At 59.6% G+C, this 17,950-nt stretch carries 9 protein-coding genes; 5 read left to right on the top strand and 4 right to left on the bottom strand.

What is annotated here, in order from left to right; translation table 11 throughout:
- Positions 1 to 405 precede the first annotated feature (405 nt).
- Both ACFFF7_RS15355 and ACFFF7_RS15350 read left to right on the top strand, forming a co-directional pair.
- Positions 406 to 1,998, top strand: coding sequence for a long-chain-fatty-acid--CoA ligase (locus ACFFF7_RS15355; RefSeq protein WP_379482216.1), 1,593 nt, complete (start codon positions 406 to 408; stop codon positions 1,996 to 1,998).
- A 1-nt stretch (position 1,999) separates the two neighbouring features.
- Positions 2,000 to 3,001, top strand: a complete 1,002-nt coding sequence (locus ACFFF7_RS15350; protein WP_379482215.1) for an acyl-CoA dehydrogenase family protein — start codon at positions 2,000 to 2,002, stop codon at positions 2,999 to 3,001.
- Here the strand turns inward: ACFFF7_RS15350 and ACFFF7_RS15345 are convergent.
- The gene (locus tag ACFFF7_RS15345) at positions 2,993 to 4,123 is read right to left on the bottom strand and encodes an acyl-CoA dehydrogenase family protein (protein WP_379482214.1); all 1,131 of its coding nucleotides are present in this window, start codon (positions 4,121 to 4,123) and stop codon (positions 2,993 to 2,995) included. The two genes, ACFFF7_RS15350 and ACFFF7_RS15345, sit on opposite strands and share 9 nt — an antisense overlap.
- Before the next feature lie 48 nt (positions 4,124 to 4,171).
- A complete protein-coding gene (locus ACFFF7_RS15340; protein WP_379482213.1) occupies positions 4,172 to 4,921 on the bottom strand; it encodes a helix-turn-helix transcriptional regulator in 750 nt (249 codons plus the stop codon).
- Positions 4,922 to 5,058: 137 nt separating this feature from the next.
- Between ACFFF7_RS15340 and ACFFF7_RS15335 the strand changes: the two genes are divergently transcribed.
- Together ACFFF7_RS15335 and ACFFF7_RS15330 are read left to right on the top strand one after the other, a co-directional pair.
- Positions 5,059 to 7,515 carry a TonB-dependent receptor gene (locus ACFFF7_RS15335; RefSeq protein ID WP_379482212.1) on the top strand — a complete coding sequence of 819 codons (2,457 nt, stop codon included), beginning with the start codon at positions 5,059 to 5,061 and terminating at the stop codon, positions 7,513 to 7,515.
- Between the two features lie 25 nt (positions 7,516 to 7,540).
- Complete coding sequence (locus tag ACFFF7_RS15330; protein ID WP_379482211.1) at positions 7,541 to 8,470, top strand: oxygenase MpaB family protein; 930 nt, start codon at positions 7,541 to 7,543, stop codon at positions 8,468 to 8,470.
- A gap of 269 nt (positions 8,471 to 8,739) precedes the next feature.
- Here ACFFF7_RS15330 and ACFFF7_RS15325 read toward each other — a convergent pair whose 3' ends face one another.
- Positions 8,740 to 12,138, bottom strand: coding sequence for a TM0106 family RecB-like putative nuclease (locus ACFFF7_RS15325; protein WP_379482210.1), 3,399 nt, complete (start codon positions 12,136 to 12,138; stop codon positions 8,740 to 8,742).
- 396 nt (positions 12,139 to 12,534) lie between these two features.
- Between ACFFF7_RS15325 and ACFFF7_RS15320 the strand changes: the two genes are divergently transcribed.
- On the top strand, positions 12,535 to 12,942 hold the full coding sequence (locus ACFFF7_RS15320) for a thermonuclease family protein (protein ID WP_379482209.1): 408 nt from the start codon (positions 12,535 to 12,537) through the stop codon (positions 12,940 to 12,942).
- Positions 12,943 to 13,019: 77 nt separating this feature from the next.
- On the opposite strand, the gene ACFFF7_RS15315 is transcribed toward ACFFF7_RS15320, so the two are convergent.
- The gene (locus tag ACFFF7_RS15315) at positions 13,020 to 17,381 is read right to left on the bottom strand and encodes an AAA domain-containing protein (protein WP_379482208.1); all 4,362 of its coding nucleotides are present in this window, start codon (positions 17,379 to 17,381) and stop codon (positions 13,020 to 13,022) included.
- Positions 17,382 to 17,950 lie beyond the last annotated feature (569 nt).

Raw genomic sequence — 17,950 nt, 5'->3', positions numbered from 1 at the left:
GCCGAACGCAAGGCGCGCGGGACTGGGCGCCAGCCGGCGTTCGGCAAGGAGAGCCGCAAGAGTGCCAGCGGGTCAGCGACAAGAACGCCGCACCCTGGTCCGAGCCTGCGAGGCCAGTGTGCGTCCTTGGAGAATTCCCGCACCGCATCCATGCCCGATTGGTTGGACACTCCGGAACGGCAGGTCTTGGATTGAGACCTTGGAAAGCAGACGTCTCTGGCAACGCACGGCTAACTAGGCTTTCATTGTTCTCGTCCCGAAAGGGGATTATCCAGACACAGCCCAATTGCAGACATAAGCAATGCTACGCTCGCAAATCCACTCGAGGCGGACTGCGGACCTGCAAGAACCACCAGCTATCCATGTTCCTGCTGATCGGCGATTGGATCGGCGGGAGAATTGGATATGCAAGCAGGATTATCAGCAACCGCGTCAACCAGCGCGCCTACTTTCGGCAAGATCATTCACCGGCATGCGGCCGAGAGTGGTGACGCGATTGCGCTTCGCTATCTTGATCGCATCACTACCTATGCTGAGCTGGATGCCATTTCGAACCGGATCGCCAACGCCCTTCTTGCCCACGCCCGGCCGGGCGACCGGATTGCCTACCTTGGCAAGAACTCTGACATGGCAGTTGCGCTAGTTATTGGTGTGGCCAAGGCTGGCATGGTTCTGGTCCCAATCATCTGGCGGCTGGCACGCGGCGAAGTTGACTACATCCTTGAAGACAGCACCGCGCAAATATTGTTCCTCGACCCTGACCTGACCCCAGTGGCCAAAGCGCTAACTGTCCTGCCCGAGCGAGTTGTTCAGATCGAAGGCGAGTTGACCGAGCCAAGCTGGACGACTTTCGAGCGCTTCATCGCCGAAGCAGCTCCGGCCCGGCCCTCAATCGAGGTGTGCGCGGACGATGCCCTACTCCAGATCTATACCTCGGGGACCACAGGGCGGCCCAAGGGCGCAGTATTGAGCCATGCCAATGCCACCCGCTATCGGCAGGTCATCGATGCCGCCGGGCTTGACTGGCTGCAGTCTGCACCGGGCGAGACGGCGCTGCTGGCGATGCCGTTCGGGCACATTGCCGGAGCCGGACAGGCTTTGCTCATCCTGCATGCGCGCGGCGAGATGATCATCCACCGCGAGTTCGATCCCGGTGCCTTGATGGATGCGATTGAAGTCCACCGGCTGCGGCGACTGTTTCTGGTCCCGGCAGCATTGCAATTGCTGCTGGCTCACCCCCGCGCCGGAAGCGCCGACTTTTCGAGCCTGCGTTATTTCTCCTACGGAGCCAGTCCGATCCCGGTGCCGCTGCTTGAGGCGGGGATGGCCCGGTTGGGATGCCAGTTCATTCAAGTTTACGGCATGACCGAAACCTGGGGCGGCGTGGTCGCATTGCCGCCCGAAGATCACGATCCGACCCGGCGGCATTTGCTCGCCGCCGCTGGCAAGGCGATGCCGGGAGTGGAACTTCGGATCCGGGGCAGCGAAGGCGAACTGCTTGGTCCGGGTCAGACGGGTGAGGTCGAGGTTCGCTCTCCGTCCAACCTGCTGGGCTACTGGCGGCAGGAAGAGGCCACTCGCGCGGCCTTGTCGGAGGACGGCTGGCTTCGCACTGGCGATGCCGGTATGCTGGATGACGAGGGCTACCTGTTCCTGAAAGACCGGATCAAGGACATGATCATCACCGGCGCAGAGAACGTCTATCCGGCCGAAGTGGAGAGCGCGATCTATGGACACCCCGATGTGGCCGACGTGGCCGTGATCGGTGTGCCGGACGCAAAGTGGGGCGAAGCGGTCAAGGCAATCGTCGTCCCCGCCCTCGGCGCGACACCCGACCCGACCGCTATCATTGCCTGGGCGCGCGAGCGGATCGCGGCTTACAAGTGCCCTAAATCTGTTGATTTCATTGCAGAGCTGCCTCGCAACCCATCGGGCAAGATCCTGAGGCGAGAACTGCGCGAGCCGTTCTGGGCTGGATACGAACGGCGGGTGAACTGAGATGAACATGCTTGACCTGCCGCTTGGTCCCGACCAATTGGTGCTGCGCGACGCAGTGCAGCGGTTTCTTGCCGATAATCCTCAGCCAGACTGGAATGCGCTGTGCGATCAGATCGGCCTTGGCGGGCTGACGGCACCCGAAGCGATTGGCGGCTTCGGCGGCGGGGCCAGCGATATGGCCTTGATCATGGCCGAACTTGGAACGGCGCTCGCCGGGGTCGAGTGGCTGGTTCATGCGGCCGCAGTCCTGGTTCTGGCCGCAGTAGCCCCTGAGCATCCGGCGCTGCCCGGCCTGGCGACCGGTTCCCAGCGGGCAGCGCTGATTTGCGCGGCAACTTCTGCCAGCATGCCGCAGGTTCGCCGGGCGGTTACCGGTTATGCAATTTCAGGAGAGGCGATGCTGGTTGCGGGTGCGGCGCGGGCTGACATCCTGATCCTGGCCGATCCGCTGGTCATCCTGCTGGCAACGCCAGCTGAGCGCACCGCGCGGCCGATGCATGACGGCACGATAGCTGCCGATCTGTGCCTGGCAGGTGCAGCCGAACTGCTGGTCGACGGCGCGCCTGCAACGGCACTCGCAGCTTTCGTCAATGACGTGGTTCTCGCCTGCCGCTGTGCCGAGGCCGTTGGGCTGACCCGGCGGATGATCGCGGACACTGCCGACTATCTGGGCCAGCGACGGCAATTCGGCGCGCCGATCGGATTGTTTCAAACGCTGCGGCACCGACTCGCCGACATGCAACTCAGCCACATGCAAGCTGCCGCGCTCACCGAACTGGCCATTGCCGCGCTCGGTTCGGGGGAGGTCGATCGAGCACAGGCAACCTCCTCGGCTTGCGTCGCGGTTCGCGATGCGGCGCGCAAAGTGGGTGAAGGCGCCGTCCAGCTCCACGGCGCGATGGGCCTGACCGAAGAGCTCGAACTGGGCGCCCGGTTCAAGCGGGTTTTGGCGATTGCGGCTGGCCTGGGGAGCGAGGCAGCCTTGCTCGAGCGTTCAGCCTAACAGCTGCCGGGAAATCAAGTCGCGCTGGATTTCGTTCGAGCCTGCGTAAATGCTGGCGGCGCGGTCATTCAGATAGCGCGGGACTGCGGTCGCCAAATCAGCAGGTGTCTGACCGTTGGCCATGCTCCATGCGTCGATCCCGGCGATGTCGCAGTCAAGCGTGTCGATCCGCTGCGCCGCCTCGGTCCCAAGGACTTTCAACACCGAGGCGTAAAGCGCTGGACTGCCGCCCAGCCCGCGCATGGCCTTCATTTCAAGCGCCTGGAGTGCGCGCAAGGAAACCGCCTCATGCCCGAGCCGGGCACGGGTGACGGGATCGATTCCTTCGCGCAGTTTGAGCCGGCTCAGTCGCTCGATCAGCGCCGGAGCGTATCGGCCGCCGCGTTCGAAAGTGAGCAAGTGCTTGGCCACCGACCAGCCGTCATTTTCGGCACCAAGCCGGTTGGCTTGCGGCACGCGAACCTCATCGAAGAACACCTGGTTGAATTCGTGCTCCCCGGCGAGCGTGCGGATCGGCTTAACGGTAATACCCGGGCTTGCCATATCGAGCAGCAGGAACGTGATCCCGGCCTGCGGCTTGCCCTCGCTCGACGTCCGCACCAGGCAGAACATGCGATTGGCGAAATGCGCATGCGTGGTCCAGATCTTCGATCCGGTCAGCACGTAGTCGCTTCCGTCGCTCACCGCTTTTAGCTGCAACGAAGCAAGATCCGACCCGGCCCCTGGTTCGGAAAAGCCCTGGCACCAATAGTCCTCGCCCGAGAGGATGCGAGGCAAGTAGTGGGCCTGCTGCTCGCTGGTGCCGTAATGCATGATCACAGGAGCGACCATCTTCAGCCCCATCGGAGCCAAGCCCGGCGCCCCGGCCCGGGCGCACTCGGCGGCAAAGACGTAGCGTTGCAGGTCATTCCAGCCGGGGCCGCCGAATTGCGCTGGCCATTCAGGCGCGGCCCAGCCCCGGGCATGCAGGATCGCCTGCCACGGCAAGGTCACCGCCGGATCGATGAAAACGCTGGCCGCGCGCGCCGCAGCCTCGCGCAGTTCCGGGGTCAAGCTCGCTTCGAGGAAGGCGCGAACTTCGGCGCGGAAGGCTTCAGTTTCGGGTTCGGTCATCGTATCCATTCCAGACCCATGGCCTGCCTTTGCGACTTGGCAAAGCTGCTGTTTGCGTCAGGCTGAACCCGCACCGACGTAGCCCAATCCAGCGGCAAGTTGGATCGATTGGGCTCGGCCGGTCGCCCCAAGCTTGCCCGCCGCGTTGCGCAGGTGAAAGCGCACGGTCGAAACCGAAAGCCCCAGGATCGTGCCGATCTCTCCGTCAGTCTTGCCCGCTGCCGCCCAGCGCAAACACTGCACCTCGCGCCGCGTCAAGTTCTGCAGCACAGTAGCGTTACGGGGCCGCCCGCGCGCCTCATTGTGTGTTGCAACCAGTTGCAACGCCAGAATGTGCATTTGCGCACCATGATGCGCGAACAGCTGCTCCACCCCGACCCGGTCGCGCGAACACCACACCACAGCGCCAACCAGACCGCGCGGCATATGGATCGGGGCAACGATCGCCTCGCCCTCATAGCCGCCGGCCTGAACCGGGCGGCAGTCGACCTGGTCGAGCAGTCCGGTTGAACGCCAGGTCAGCAACTTTCCTTCGCTGTAGTAGAACGGCTCCGCCACGAGGCGAGCAGCGGTCAGGAACGGGACTTGGAGCGCCAGCTTGCGGTCGCGCCAATATTCATGCGCCGGATCGAACCAGCGAAAAGTGGTGACCGCATAGGGTTGCCCTGCGCTGTCTGCCATGGGCTCCGGATCGCCCAGGTCAGCCTGCGCGGCAATGTAGGGCAAGCCGACCCGGTCACCAGCCGCCTGCACTGCCGCGATCAGGGCGGGCATTTCCGCCCAGCAGTCTGCTGCACTATCAGTCAACTTGGTCGCTCCTACCCTGACACGGATGCCAGCTTGCCGCACAAGCAAGAAATCCGTCCATTGTCATTAACCGATTGCCGCGCGGCTCGCACCAAGACGAGTCCAGCGGCAGTTCGATTTGAGGGAGGATTTTTGACATGACGGCATTCCGTTCTATCCTGCTTGCAGGCGTCGCCACAAGCATAGCCTGGGCCAGCCCGAGCCTTGCCGCCGCCGCAGACGCCGATAGCCCCCCTGCCGCCGATGCGCCCGAAGGCGAGATCATCGTCACCGCCCAGCGCCGCGGCGAATCGCTTAACCAAGTGCCGATGGCCCTGCAGGCGGTAACTGCAGAAACGCTCAAGGACTTGCGCGTAACCGACGTGCGCGATCTGACTGCCGTGGCACCAAGCTTTACCGTGTCGCAGAGCTATCAGGGTGTGCCGACCTATACCCTGCGCGGAATCGGCTTCAACACGATCAACCTTTCAGCCACTTCGACCGTTGGCACCTACGTCGATGAAGTCGCCTATGCCTACCCGATCATGAACACCGGTCCGCTGATGGATCTGGAACGGGTCGAAGTTCTCAAGGGTCCGCAAGGCACCCTCTATGGCCGCAACACCACGGCCGGGCTAATTAACTTCATCACTGCCAAGCCCACCAATCAGTTCGAGGGATCGCTGACGGCGGACGTCGGCAACTACAAGACCTACAATTTTGGCGGGCACATTTCCGGGCCGATCGCCGAGGGTATCTCAGCACGGCTCGCGTTCCGCAGCGATAACAGCGATGAGGGCTGGCAGGTCAGCAACAGCCGCAACGAACGGCTGGGCAAGGTGCGGAAATATGGGGTTCGCGGTTCGCTGGCGATCGACCCGGCAGCGGGCACCCACATCGACGCTTCGGTAGTGTGGTGGCGCAACAAGTCGGACACCGTCGCGGGTCAGGGTATCGGCTTTACCCCGGCGACTGACCCCGTCACCGGCACAAGCCTGTCGCGGCTGTTCAATGCACCGGGACTGGCGACCTACATCGCCAACAACACCCCGACCAGAGCTTCGCAGGCAGACTGGGCGCCGGAAGCGGGCCGTTCGGCTGATGTCGGTACCGGGCTGGGCCTTCCCGGGCCGTTGCGCGAAAACAACGAATTCTGGGGTCTGAAACTGCGGATCGACCAAGATCTTGGCGCAGAGGCCAAGATTGTCTCGCTGACCAGCTACAACTATTTCAAGCGCAACGCGCTGTCGGACTGGAGTGGAGCGCCGTTTGAAGTGCTACTGCAGAACACCGTCGGCAGCATCAAGAGCTTTGCTCAGGAACTGCACGTCGAGGGCAAGTCGGGATCGGTCAACTGGCTGGTCGGCGGCTACTACGCGAATGACCAGATCATCGATTCGAACCGGACGATGCTCGGCCAGAACGCCAATGTCGGCCTGATCCGCTATTACGGCAACACCCTGCTGGCGACGCCGTTCAACTCGAGCGGCTACACCGCGACCCAGATGTCGCAGGCGTTCCGGACCTACGAAGACTATGGTCAGATCAGCACCAGGACCTGGAGCATGTTCGGCAATGCCGACTGGCAGCTCGGCGATACGCTCAAGCTGACCACCGGCATTCGCTACACCGAAGACCGTCAGCGATACGATGGCTGCTCGCGCGATTTCAACGGCAACATGCTGCCTAACGTCAATGTCGTGAACCGCTACTTGTTCTTTTCGACCTACGGCGTGCTCGCGCCCGAGATTACCCAGGGTCAGTGCAACACCTTCGACCCAGCCACGGGCACGTTCGGCGGAGTACGTTCGACCCTGTCTGAAAACAACGTCGCCTGGCGCGCTGCGCTCGATTGGACGCCCACGCCCGATGCGCTGGTCTATGCTTCGGTATCGCGCGGTTACAAGTCCGGCACGACCCCGATCAACGCGGCCAGTATAGCTCGTCAGAATGCCCCGGTTAAGCAGGAGCGGCTGACTGCTTATGAAGTGGGGATAAAGGCCACGCTTGCCGACCGCAAGGTGCAGGCGAACTTCTCGGCGTTCTATTATGACTACCGCGACAAGCAGATCAGTACCTACTTCGCCGATCCGATCTACACCGCGCTGTCGCGGCTCGACAATGTGCCCAAGTCGAAGGCCTATGGGTTCGAAGGCGAACTGACGCTGCGCCCGGCGCGCGGCTTCACGATCGTCGGCAATGCCTTGTGGCTGAAGACCCGGGTCGACAGCTACAACGGGACCAATGCCGCCGGGCAGCCGCAGAACTTCGATGGCGCGGAATTCATCTACAGCCCGCACTTCCAGGGCAGCGTCACGGTGGCCTACGACACGCCGATAACGGATCGGCTCAACCTGAACGGAGCGGTCAGCCTGCGCTACCAGTCAAAGTCGAACACGATCTTCGAGAACCTGCCGCTTTACAAGATCGATGCCTATGCTGTTGCCAACGGGAGCATCGGGATCAAGAGCAAGGAGGGCTGGTCGCTGTCCCTGTGGGGCAAGAACCTGTTCAACAAGTACTACTGGTCGGCTATTGCCAGCAATGCGAACGTCGTGGTGCGGTTCCCCAATCCGCCGCGGACCTGGGGCGCAACGCTCGGCTTCGATTTCTGACGGATAAGGACGGAGCAAGGCCGCTGTGACTGAAAGCTATCTCGGTCTCGATGTCGATTTCTCCGCCCCGGCGGGAGAAGCGGCCCTGTTCGCCCCGGATTCGGTCCAGTGGCGAGTTTACAAAAACGAAATCGCGCTGGGAATTGGCGGGATCGCCGCGGTTCTGCTTGAATTTGCCGAACCGCGGATCCGCTCCGGCGTGTGGGATCATTCCACCTACAAGGCCGATCCGATCGGCCGTTCGCGCCGGACCGGGCTGGTCGCGATGCTGGCCTGTTATGGTCCGGCGAGCACGGCGCGCAATGTCATTCGCCAGGTTAACAAACTGCACGGCAAGGTCGTCGGCGAGACCCCGTCAGGCGAACGCTACCGTGCACTCGATCCGGCGCTGCTTGATTGGGTGGCGGCAACCGCATCGTATGGCTTTCTGACCGCCTATCACCGGTTTGTCGCGCCCTTGAGCGATGCGCAGCAGAACCGCTTTATGCACGATAGCGAAGTCGTTGGCCGGGAATTTGGTGCGCGCCGTACGCCGCAATCGGTCGCCGAATTCATGGTCATGTACGGCGAACTTGAACCCCGGTTTGAGCCGCATCCGATCATATTTGAATTTCTCGACATCATCGAATCCGGCCGCGCTGCACCCAGCATCCCGCGCTTCCTCCACCGCGCCGTAGCGCGCGCCGCCGTTTCGTTGTTGCCGCCGCAACTGCGTGAGAAGCTGCAGCTCGGGTCGCGCAATGATCTGAAAGCAGTCGACCGGATGGCGCTCAAGTTGATGGGCCGCCTGGCTGATCGACGGCATGATCCGGCCAGTGCTCCCAGCCAGGCTGCGCGTCGGCTGGGGTTGCCGGCTAATTACCTATATCTTTCGCAGAAAACACAAACTGAACTGCTTCGCGGCGGAGCCCCAAGGGTCCTCGACACGCGCAATGCCAATCCAGGCCATTCCTAACCTTCCTGGGCATAGCAGTTCTGCCCACCCGCGACCCCGCCCGATGCATTCGGCCCGATCAATCGGGTGACGAGACGAGTTGAACGTCCGGCAGTTTTCAAGCGCCCGTTCGCAAGGTCTGAATGACGGCTATGTCAGCGGCAGCGGCCATCACGCATCGTGCCATCAAACGTCAGCCACTGCCGCCTGTCTCCGAAAAACCTGTCAATCGTCAAAGAAGCTAGATTCGTGGCAAGTTCATTAGAGAAGTTCTGGGACAGCTTAACAAATTAGGAGCAAAGCTCAAGATAGCGGCAAAACGCATTAGCTAACTGCATCTGCCGAGGAGTCCTGCAGTCAGCTTCGAAAACTTGAGGCGACCCGACGAGAATGCTGACGCATTTCGCCCGTGACGCTGCGACGTTCAGCCGGTTTAGGCTGTAGAGGAACTCCATTCCGCGAGGCGCATCGGCGTGGGAGGAACTGGCGAGTGAATAGATCGCGATTGGTGCCTCTTGGCCTTGGAACTTGTCGACGGTCCCAACCCTCGCTTGCGGCAAGCGCCGCTGGATCTCAAAAACCTGGGCGTTGTAAGGTGCCATGATCAGGATGTCCGCGATCCCGATTGGCTTCTCGTTGTTGTCCCGATCAATCCAAGTGGCACCTTGTGCGAGGATTTCGCCGACCAGCTTTGCGATGGCATCGGCCTCTTCGGGCGAGCAGTTCTGGTTGCCCTTGTGCTCGACCGGCACAAAGCGAAGCCCCGTCCCAGTAGCGACTCCAGCGGCATTGATCCGCTGCCTGACTGTCTCCTCTTTCGAAGTGAGCTTACCTTCGTAGAAGAGCTCAGATGTGAACTCGCAGATATCCGGATGCAAACGCCAGGTTACATCGAGAAAAAGGCCTTCGTCCGGCCCAATTGTCTGTTTACCGGAAAGCAGATGATCGAGCGCCGAGCATCCCGTGCCTTCGGGGTGACTGCCCTGCATCGGTTGATCGAGTTGTTGGGGGTCGCCCAGCAGGATTACGGTCTTAGCCGCTTGCGATACGGCGAGAACGTTTGCGAGTGACATCTGTGCCGCTTCATCAACGAAAAGGACGTCGAGACACTCGAAGGCAGCCGCATCCGACCATAGCCAGGCAGTGCCACCGGCGACGCTGCAATCCGCCTGCAGTGCAGCGTAAACCTCGGCATTGTTCTTTTTGGCGAAGCGTAGCCGGTCGGCCGCATCCTCCTTCGACCCGCCTTTAGGTTTCTGAATGCAGACGAGCGGAGTGTTCGTTTCCTCGGCGACTTCGATGGTCTTGTTGAGCAGGTTGCGGATCACTTCGTGACCATTCGCGACGATGCCGACCTTCTTTCCCTGCTTGACCAGTTCGCAGATCATGTGCCCACCGGTGTGAGTCTTGCCCGTGCCGGGAGGCCCTTGGATTGGCAGCACGCCGGAGGCGATGAGCGGGGCGATCCGAACACCGGCGTCCAGTGGCTTTTCTCCGTCCTGGCGCAAAGCAGCGCCTTCGCCGACCTGCGGGGCAAAGCGCATTAGCATATCGCGAGCCGCTCGATATGAATCGCCGTCGATCATGCCGTTTTCACAAACGTAGGTCGCTAGGCGAACTAGCGATTCCTGCATGGGTTTGGAGGAGACGAACTCGTGCACGAACAGCGCTCCAGGGTGTTCGCTCGCCATGGCCGACGTCTTTTTGATGTCGATGCTGCGGTTCTCTCTTGAGATGTCCTCGACAGTGCCGAGGCTCTGCCCGCCGGGTGCTTTTACGCTCTTTTCTGGCCGGATATCGGCTTCCTGGGCGGGAAAGTTGTAACGATCGATTGGGCATTTTGCTGTTCCGCCCACTGTCTCGATAAACGTCAGTCCCGCGAGACCTGCGCGCTCGTCCAGCAAATCGTCTGGTGAGAGGTCGCGGAGGCGGAAGTACTCCCACCAGGTCGCCTTTTCTTCGCGGCGGTGCCACTCCAGGAGATTAGCGAGCAGCCAACGGGCATGCTGTTCGCTGCTGCGCTCCGCAGGATCAGCCGGGACATCGGCAACCAACTGCTCGATGAGCGGGCCAATGATCTCCAGCCACTCCGCAAGCCCCTCGCTAGGGGTGCTATCTGCCGGCTCCGGCCTTGTGATCTCGGCACCCTGAGCGATGAGCTTGGCGCGCTCGACCTCGAGCCAATCGCGCAAGGCGCGGGTCGAAACGCAGTCGTCTCGATTGTAAGTTTCAACCGTATCCTTGTCTTGCGGTAGGATGCCGCTGGCATCGTTAAGCTCAAGGCTGACTTGCAGACGATTGAGCGCCAGATTGGCATCGGGCAGCTTGGCATCGCGCACATAACCGAACAGTGGCTCGAGCCTCTTGATCGAGTAGCTTTCGACGCCGGCGCGCAGCGAGTGTCGAACGACGCTCAGCAAGTCGACGAAGATTTGGCCACGCAGGAGCCGGTCCAGCTCATCCTCGCGCGAACCGTAACGCCCCATCAGGCGTTTGAGCGCGCCAGTCTCGTAACCGCCGTAGTGATAGACATGGAGGTCCGGGTGCAGCTTCATCCGTTCGAGGACAAAATCGATGAAGGTTTCGAAAGCAGCCTTTTCAGCTGAACGATCGAATGCCCAAAGGCCGCGATACTGAGCCTCGCCGTTCTCCAGAAAGTGGAAGCCCAGTAGATATTCGAGTCCGTGCTCGCCTACGAAAGAATCGCCCTCAAAATCGAGATAGATGTCGCCTTCCGAGGGTTCGGGAACACGATTGAGGCCGAAACCGGCTACCGGAGCAAGCATTTTGTAGCGGAGCTCACCAGCTTGTCGGGTTTCGATCTGAATTCTCGCCTGTTCTCGGACCCGTTCCAGCGATTCCTTTGACCCTCGCTCCGGCTTCCATTGCAATGGGAGCGGCATCTGCGCGAGTGCTGTGGCAGTCGTAGCGCCTCGATCCTTGAGCTCGGCAATCTGCATGCTCGAAATGCCAGCGACTAGGCACAGATGATCATCATCGCGCCGCTGCTTGGCGCATCGAGCATTCCAACTGCAAACGTCGCAGTGGGATGTCGGCTCGGGATAGGTTTGGGCAGGTTGCTCGCTTCCGACAGCTCCAGCCAAGCCTGCCTTCACTTGGCGGTAGTAGGCGGCAAAGTCGGACAACCGATAGCGCTCGGGCTGGAAATCGGACCATGGCGGAATTACGCTGGCATAGACCGGCATGACGCCCTGAATGTCGCCGATAAGTTCTGAATATAGGCACAGCTGTAGGATAGTTCCGCCCTTCGTTACGCGGGCGAGTTTGGTATCAAGCGCCTCATAGGACCATGCGCCAAGCTCACTAGGACTATCGACGCGGCGCAGAATGTCTGCGCGCCCTGCCCAGGAACCGCCACCTAAGGCTCCCTGCACGATTACCTCGATGCCCGAGCGCATGGCCGATATCGTATCAGCGAGCGCCGCGTCGTTGATATCAAACCCTTCTATGAGGATTGAAGTCAGTCCTTGCCCATTAAGATGCTCGACAAATGCATTCTCGTGTTGCTTGCCCCGCTCCCACTGCACCTCAAGCAGCGGATCGAAGAACTTCGGTCTGTCGAGCTCGCTCCGGGCTGCCGAAAGTTCGAGTTGAGTCAAATGGCGGCAATTGAGATACCCTGCAAGATCGGTTGCACTGAGGCGTGGCCCGCCATTCTCAATTTTCACGCCTTGTCCTTTTGAACTATCATGATCTCGCAACGTCCCTAACACACTAAGCAATCTGCACACATGGAACTTTGCGAGCAACGGCTGAGTAACGACCGCTTTATGCTCGGGGTTGCACTGCAAACTGCAGCATGATCGGACATCCGGTCATCCGAGCCGTGAATGATGTCGCAAAACGGCAACTATGTCGGCGATAGGTATTGATCTCGTCGATAGACAAACGTTGCAAAAGGTCACAAACTCGCCAGACCTATGGCCATTCGAAAGCAACCTACTGGTGCGCCCGTCAAACTCGGGCCAATTTACATGGCTAACTATCGCCGACGGCGACCAGCCGGACAAGGGCGCTTATGGCTGCTTGGGCTCTGTGCGTTCGCTGGGGTTTTTGCGGGTGGAATGGCAATCACCAACTGGTCCGCGATCTCAGCCTTAGTCAGTGGGTCGCAGTCCGACACAATCTCGTTCAGCTCTTGCGGGCTGATCCGACGCAATTGTGTTGTCGATGGCGACACCTTCTGGCTTCACGGGGAGAAAGTCCGCATCGCTAACATCGATGCCCCGGAGACCCCTGGTTCCGCTCGATGCAAAAATCTGCGGATCGGCAAGAACCCGAGTTGGTGCGACTTCGAGTTAGGAAGCAAGGCCAGAGTGGCTCTGGCGACAACGTTATCTGGCGGACCGGTTGTTCTCTCGCCCCAAGGCAAAGACAAATATGGCCGAACCCTTGCAACGGTCAGCGTTGGAGGCCGTGATGTCGGCGACGCATTGATCGAGCAGGGTGTCGCTCGCAGGTGGGAAGATTGAGGCTCGCAACGGAATGCACAGGTCTCGCTGCTCGGGTTGCTACGTAGCGGCCTTGTCGCGGTGATTCTGAAACGGTGCTATCTCCAACGACGTCGATAGCCGCGACGACCACGAGAACCGGAGTAGGGTCTTACCCGCTTCTTTACCGAGTCCGCATTCTTGCAGGACATGCATACTCTGCCTGTCGCACCGGCACCATCCTTGAGGCTTTGATCAAAGAATTCCACCAAGGGCTTGATAGAGTTGCACCGCGTGCACTGCTTCAGTTCCTTGGACGCCAGGCCACCGGCAAGCGCCTGCATTTCCTCGACAGCATCTACCCCGTTCTCGTCGAAAAGGGCCTCGACCAAACGATTAAGTCTGTCAGAAAGCGTTTGGACCGGGTCATTGCCCAAATTGAACCGGTTGATCCGCAAGAAGCGGTAGCCGTAGCTTTCGAGCGTCAGCTGTCGCTCAATATCGGCCTCGAGTAGGTACCGCTCGTGGGAACCGACGTTTACGTCCTTGCCCTTCTGAAAATGGTGCTCGAATCCATCGTACTCGATGACGATCCGCGCGATGCCCTGGTCTGAAACAAACGTGACAAGGAAGTCGACCCGCCACGACGGATGCTTGTAGGTCGGATCGAGTTGGCGGAGGTAATCGCCGATCGGAAATTGCGGGAGTATTTCAACGCTATCCCCGTGCTGCTGATAGAATTGCGTTTTCTGAAGCCAGTCCAGGACTTTGGTCTCCATCGGACTGTTCGGGTCGGTCAGGTCGGGCGATATATCGCCTCTTTGGAGAATGTTGTTGTAGTGGTTCAACACCTGACCGATCGAGCCTCGGTAATCAGCGATTGGCTTCGACAGGACGAACCAGACCAGTTCCTCGGCGCGGCTGAAGCCGACATTGAGCCTCTGGACCTTCAGCTTTTCCTCGACCCGCTCTTCGGCGTCCGTGAGATCGACGGGGAAAACGTAATTCAGAGCATCGTTCTCGGCCGTAGCTACCATCGAATAAAAGACGATCTTTCGTTCCTCGCCCTGGCAGCTATCGAAGGTCATTACCTTGAGGCGCAGCTTGTCCTGAAATTCCGCGCCCGACGCGTGGGAAAACAGCAGCTTCGTCAGAAGCGCTTGTTGTTCCCGGAAGGGCGTGATGATTCCCACCGTTGGCGGCTCGTCATCTTCCAGCAGCTCCAGCAGCTGAGTGAGGATAAACCGCGCCTCGGCTTCGTTCGTCCCGCGCGTTGCCTTAGCCTCGCCCACTTCAATCTGATCGAAGCGTATTACTTCATCTAGCGGAACGCCCCGGATCTTGATCGCCTGAAGCTGGCCTCCATAAAACGTCTGCGAGGAGTAGCTGATGAGCTCCTGATAAGAACGAAAATGCTTCCGCAACATGATCGAGTAGTTCGCGCAAAGCTGGCAGAATTCCAGAATCGAGCACTTTACGTCGAAACGCGACAAGCGTTGCAGCGTGCCAGCGTCCTGGGCCACCTTTTGACGGAAGTAGGCGTTGAGATCGGCCTTGTATTTCTCATTCAACGCGATGCTCGCGTTGGATGATTTGGTGTTGCTGAACTGCTTGCTGTCACCCAGCACAACGAGCTTCTTGGCTCTGAGCATCGCGGGGAAAGCTTGCGCGACAGAGACCTGAGAAGCTTCATCGATCACCACCACATCGAAGACGCCCGGTGCAAGCGGCATGTATTCCCCAAACTGGCGAATGTTGGCGATGATCACCGGGAAAGCGTTCTTGACGTCCTCAAATTTCTCTTCGGGAAACTTTTGGCGGTTGGCGACAATTGAGGAGAGAATGCGAGCATCTGCTCGCGAATTGTCCATGAACTGCACCAGGCGGTTATCGACCTCTGTGTTCATGACAGAGACGTTGAGACGCTCTAGGACCGACTTGCTTCCGGCATAGTCGAACTCGGGTACCTTGGCGAACTCCGCGCTGATCGTCACTAACCCGGTGAGGTAGCTGACCACCAGGAGCCACCGTTCCGCCAATTGCTCGGCGGTGCCTTGCGTAAGCGCGTCCGGAAGAGCGCCGCTCAGCACCTTGCAAAGGCCGAAGACCATCCTCTTGGCTGCTCGCGAGCTGGTTGGGGGTATCCGGTCTTGCGCAATTTTCGAGAACACATTTCCGAGATCGTCTTCCGTGAGAAAATGAGCCGGAAGGCCGAGTCTGAGCTTGGTCGCATCACGTTGGATGTCGCGCAAAATGGCGATCTCTTGCTTCATCAAGACCGGCCTTATCGGCAAGAGTGACTCATTGAGATCGCGCTCGATGGTTCTTATCGCTCCTCCCCGGAAGAGGTAACCGAACACCGGCATTCGCAGCTGGTCATACTCCAGCACCCACCGCGTCAATCTTGCGAGATGCTCACTTGAGCATGTCTCCAGCAAGGCGAGCGAAGCCCCTTCTACCTCGTCCGACAGTTCCAGTACGGCAACGTCCAGCCTCAGCTGTTGCTCCAGGGAGTTGGCGCTGATGCCTTGATTGGGGAGGAGCCTGTCGAAAAGGTCAACGAGGTAGCCTTTGAGCGCAACTTCGTCGGCTACAGTCTCGTTCAAACCCGCAGCGGTTGCCTCGGATTTGACCGAGCGAAGGCGTTCCGCAAGGATGGGATCGATTGCCTCAATGTCTTTCTCGGTGACGTGGAACTCGGCCACTTCACGAAGCGACAGTGTTCCAAGCGACGAAATGGTTCGATCAATCCGGTCCCGCATCAGTTCGCGAGTGTCTGCCAACTCGCCCCGAATCTTTGGAGCGTTCGCCTTGCTCGCCCGGACGTATGCGCTGATCTGAGTCAGCGTCTGCTGTGACGTGAGTTTCTTGAAATTTGCCTGTTCCTGCCCGAGTCGGAGAATCGGATTCACAAAATCGCGGCTGTGACGCACTTGGCTCATCGTGTCGGAGAGCTTGCGCTGCACAACATTGAGCGCTTCGGTTTTGTCCGACAAGATCAGGCACGATTTCCCCTTGAGCGCGCAATCAGCCGCGATGGCTGTGATCGTATGGGATTTGCCCGTGCCCGGTGGCCCTTCAACAACCACGATCCGGCCTTCCGGATGCTGGATTGCAGTCAGAATTTTGATCTGCTCTTCATTGAGCGGAACGGGCGCGTCGATAACGACCCGATCCACTAATGAGCGGCCGTCCCATTGTGCATCGATCTCGCCTGTTATGCTTTTCGGGTTCTCAACCAACACGCTGCCTACAATGCCTTGGAAAAGATCCATGACGCCGGGCTGGTTCTGTCGCGCTTGGCTTATCATCTCCTCGTAATCGTTGAGCAGCGCCTCGTCGGAACGATCGAAGACTGCGATGTGGAGAGCAGTCGAAAGCAGGACTGAGGTGTTTGAGGCCTCCAAAACAGGGCCTGGCTTCAATTCCACCTGTCCACCCAGATCAAGCGCATTCGCAATTTTCTGGAACAACGACTGCACTGCACTCGTGATGCTTTGATCGGGCGCGAGATAGGTGATCCGGTCAGTGATGGGACTTAGCCATTGCCGCTGTTGGCGTTCGCCGAGTTCTTGCAACACGTAGTCAATCGCCCGTTTGTTGGCATAGACATGGTTTAGAAGCTTGAGGGTGTAGCCCCCTTCGCTTCGCTCAACCTCGATAGGGACATAAAACAGCGGGTAGCCGTGGCCCCCGAATTTGAGCTGCCCGATATAGAGATAGAGCTGGAGGCCTTCGCCCGTCATGGCGTAGGTGTCGAGGTCTCTGAACTCTAGGAAGGCGTCTGCCGCCATAAAACTTTCGAAGTAAGCAAGCATCTCGGCTTGAACGTCCTCGAGAGCCAGATCGCTCTCCAGCACGGCAAGGAATTCCGCCTGCTCGCCGCTCGCGAGATATCGACTGAGAACCTCGGGCAGTATGACATCTAGACGAGACGCTACGATCTCGATGAGTTCGGATTCGGCCGCGTAAATCGAGTCATGAACAGAGTAAGATTGTTGGGAGAGCGGGCCATCGAGGAGCGCCAGCAATGGCGCGACGATGTGAGTGCCTATCTCTGCCGCGAGCGTTGTTCGGACTAGATCGACCCATTCCTCCGGATTCTCGATGGCGAGGCTGCGGCTGTCTTCAGCTTGAGAGAAAACGGCGGCCCGAACCTTCAGAAGCTCGTCGTCCGCGACGACCTGAATCTGCTCCTTGATGATCAGGCGAAGGGTATTGGAAATCGGACGTGGATAGGTTCGAGGTGCAACCCTCAGTGTCGGATCGCCGTCCGAGCGTTTGCCGATTATCTGCCACAGATTGTGCTGTAGAGCGGGGTATGTGGCGACCCGCAATGCGGAGCGAAAGCCGCTCTCTGTCTGAAGAACGACACGTCGGCGCGGCGCTTGCTGACGTTTGAAATCGGACTCTAGGAAATCCAAGAAGTACTGAGAAACCTTGAGCGATATTTCTCTTATCGTTTCTCCTACAATTCCCAAGACAAACCCCCATAGATCAACACAGCATCAGTAGCCTAAGCTCGGGCCGGACACCCCTAGCCATTGACCTATCATCGACGTTTGGCCGAGTCCCCTGTTTCTTGGCCGTGGTTTGCACTTCATGCGCTGCCCTTCGGGCGACCTGCTCTATCCGCTGCGCGGACCGGGCCTGTAGTCCCGGCCCATCCGGGTGACGATCAGGAGCAGGGGAAGTTGAGCGGCAAGGATTGATTGACGCACTCTGTCCCGCAGGCCTCTGGCCTGCTCCTGAGGGTGCGGAGTCTCTTGTCCTGACCCGCGGGCACTCTTGCCTAGTTCATTGTCGGACGCCCACTGGCTCAGATGGCAGAGCGCAGAGCTAGCGTCTGCGTTCTGGGGAGCCACGACCGGCTTTCGAATGTCGGCAATGTTCGCGGAACCTACCGACCGAGATAGCGCCTCACTCGATCGCAAGTCTTGGCCCTCGGCAAGCGACCGCTCCGGAGATCCTCCACGAACCTTGGATCCCCGACGGCAAGGCGCCCAAACTTACTCGGCGGCATCCTATGCTGCTCAAGATAGGTCTCGAT

The sequence above is a fragment of the Novosphingobium aquiterrae genome, assembly GCF_042434435.1.
Classification (GTDB): domain Bacteria; phylum Pseudomonadota; class Alphaproteobacteria; order Sphingomonadales; family Sphingomonadaceae; genus Novosphingobium; species Novosphingobium aquiterrae.
Note: the sequence above shows the minus strand (reverse complement) of the source record. Positions and strands in the feature narration are given on the sequence as shown.

Bases quoted from the DNA above. Each gene is read 5' to 3' on its own strand.
- ACFFF7_RS15355 (WP_379482216.1), top strand. From the start codon at position 406: ATGCAAGCAGGATTATCAGCAACCGCGTCAACCAGCGCGCCTACTTTC.
- ACFFF7_RS15350 (WP_379482215.1), top strand. From the start codon at position 2,000: ATGAACATGCTTGACCTGCCGCTTGGTCCCGACCAATTGGTGCTGCGC.
- ACFFF7_RS15345 (WP_379482214.1), bottom strand. From the start codon at position 4,123: ATGGATACGATGACCGAACCCGAAACTGAAGCCTTCCGCGCCGAAGTT.
- ACFFF7_RS15335 (WP_379482212.1), top strand. From the start codon at position 5,059: ATGACGGCATTCCGTTCTATCCTGCTTGCAGGCGTCGCCACAAGCATA.
- ACFFF7_RS15320 (WP_379482209.1), top strand. From the start codon at position 12,535: ATGGCAATCACCAACTGGTCCGCGATCTCAGCCTTAGTCAGTGGGTCG.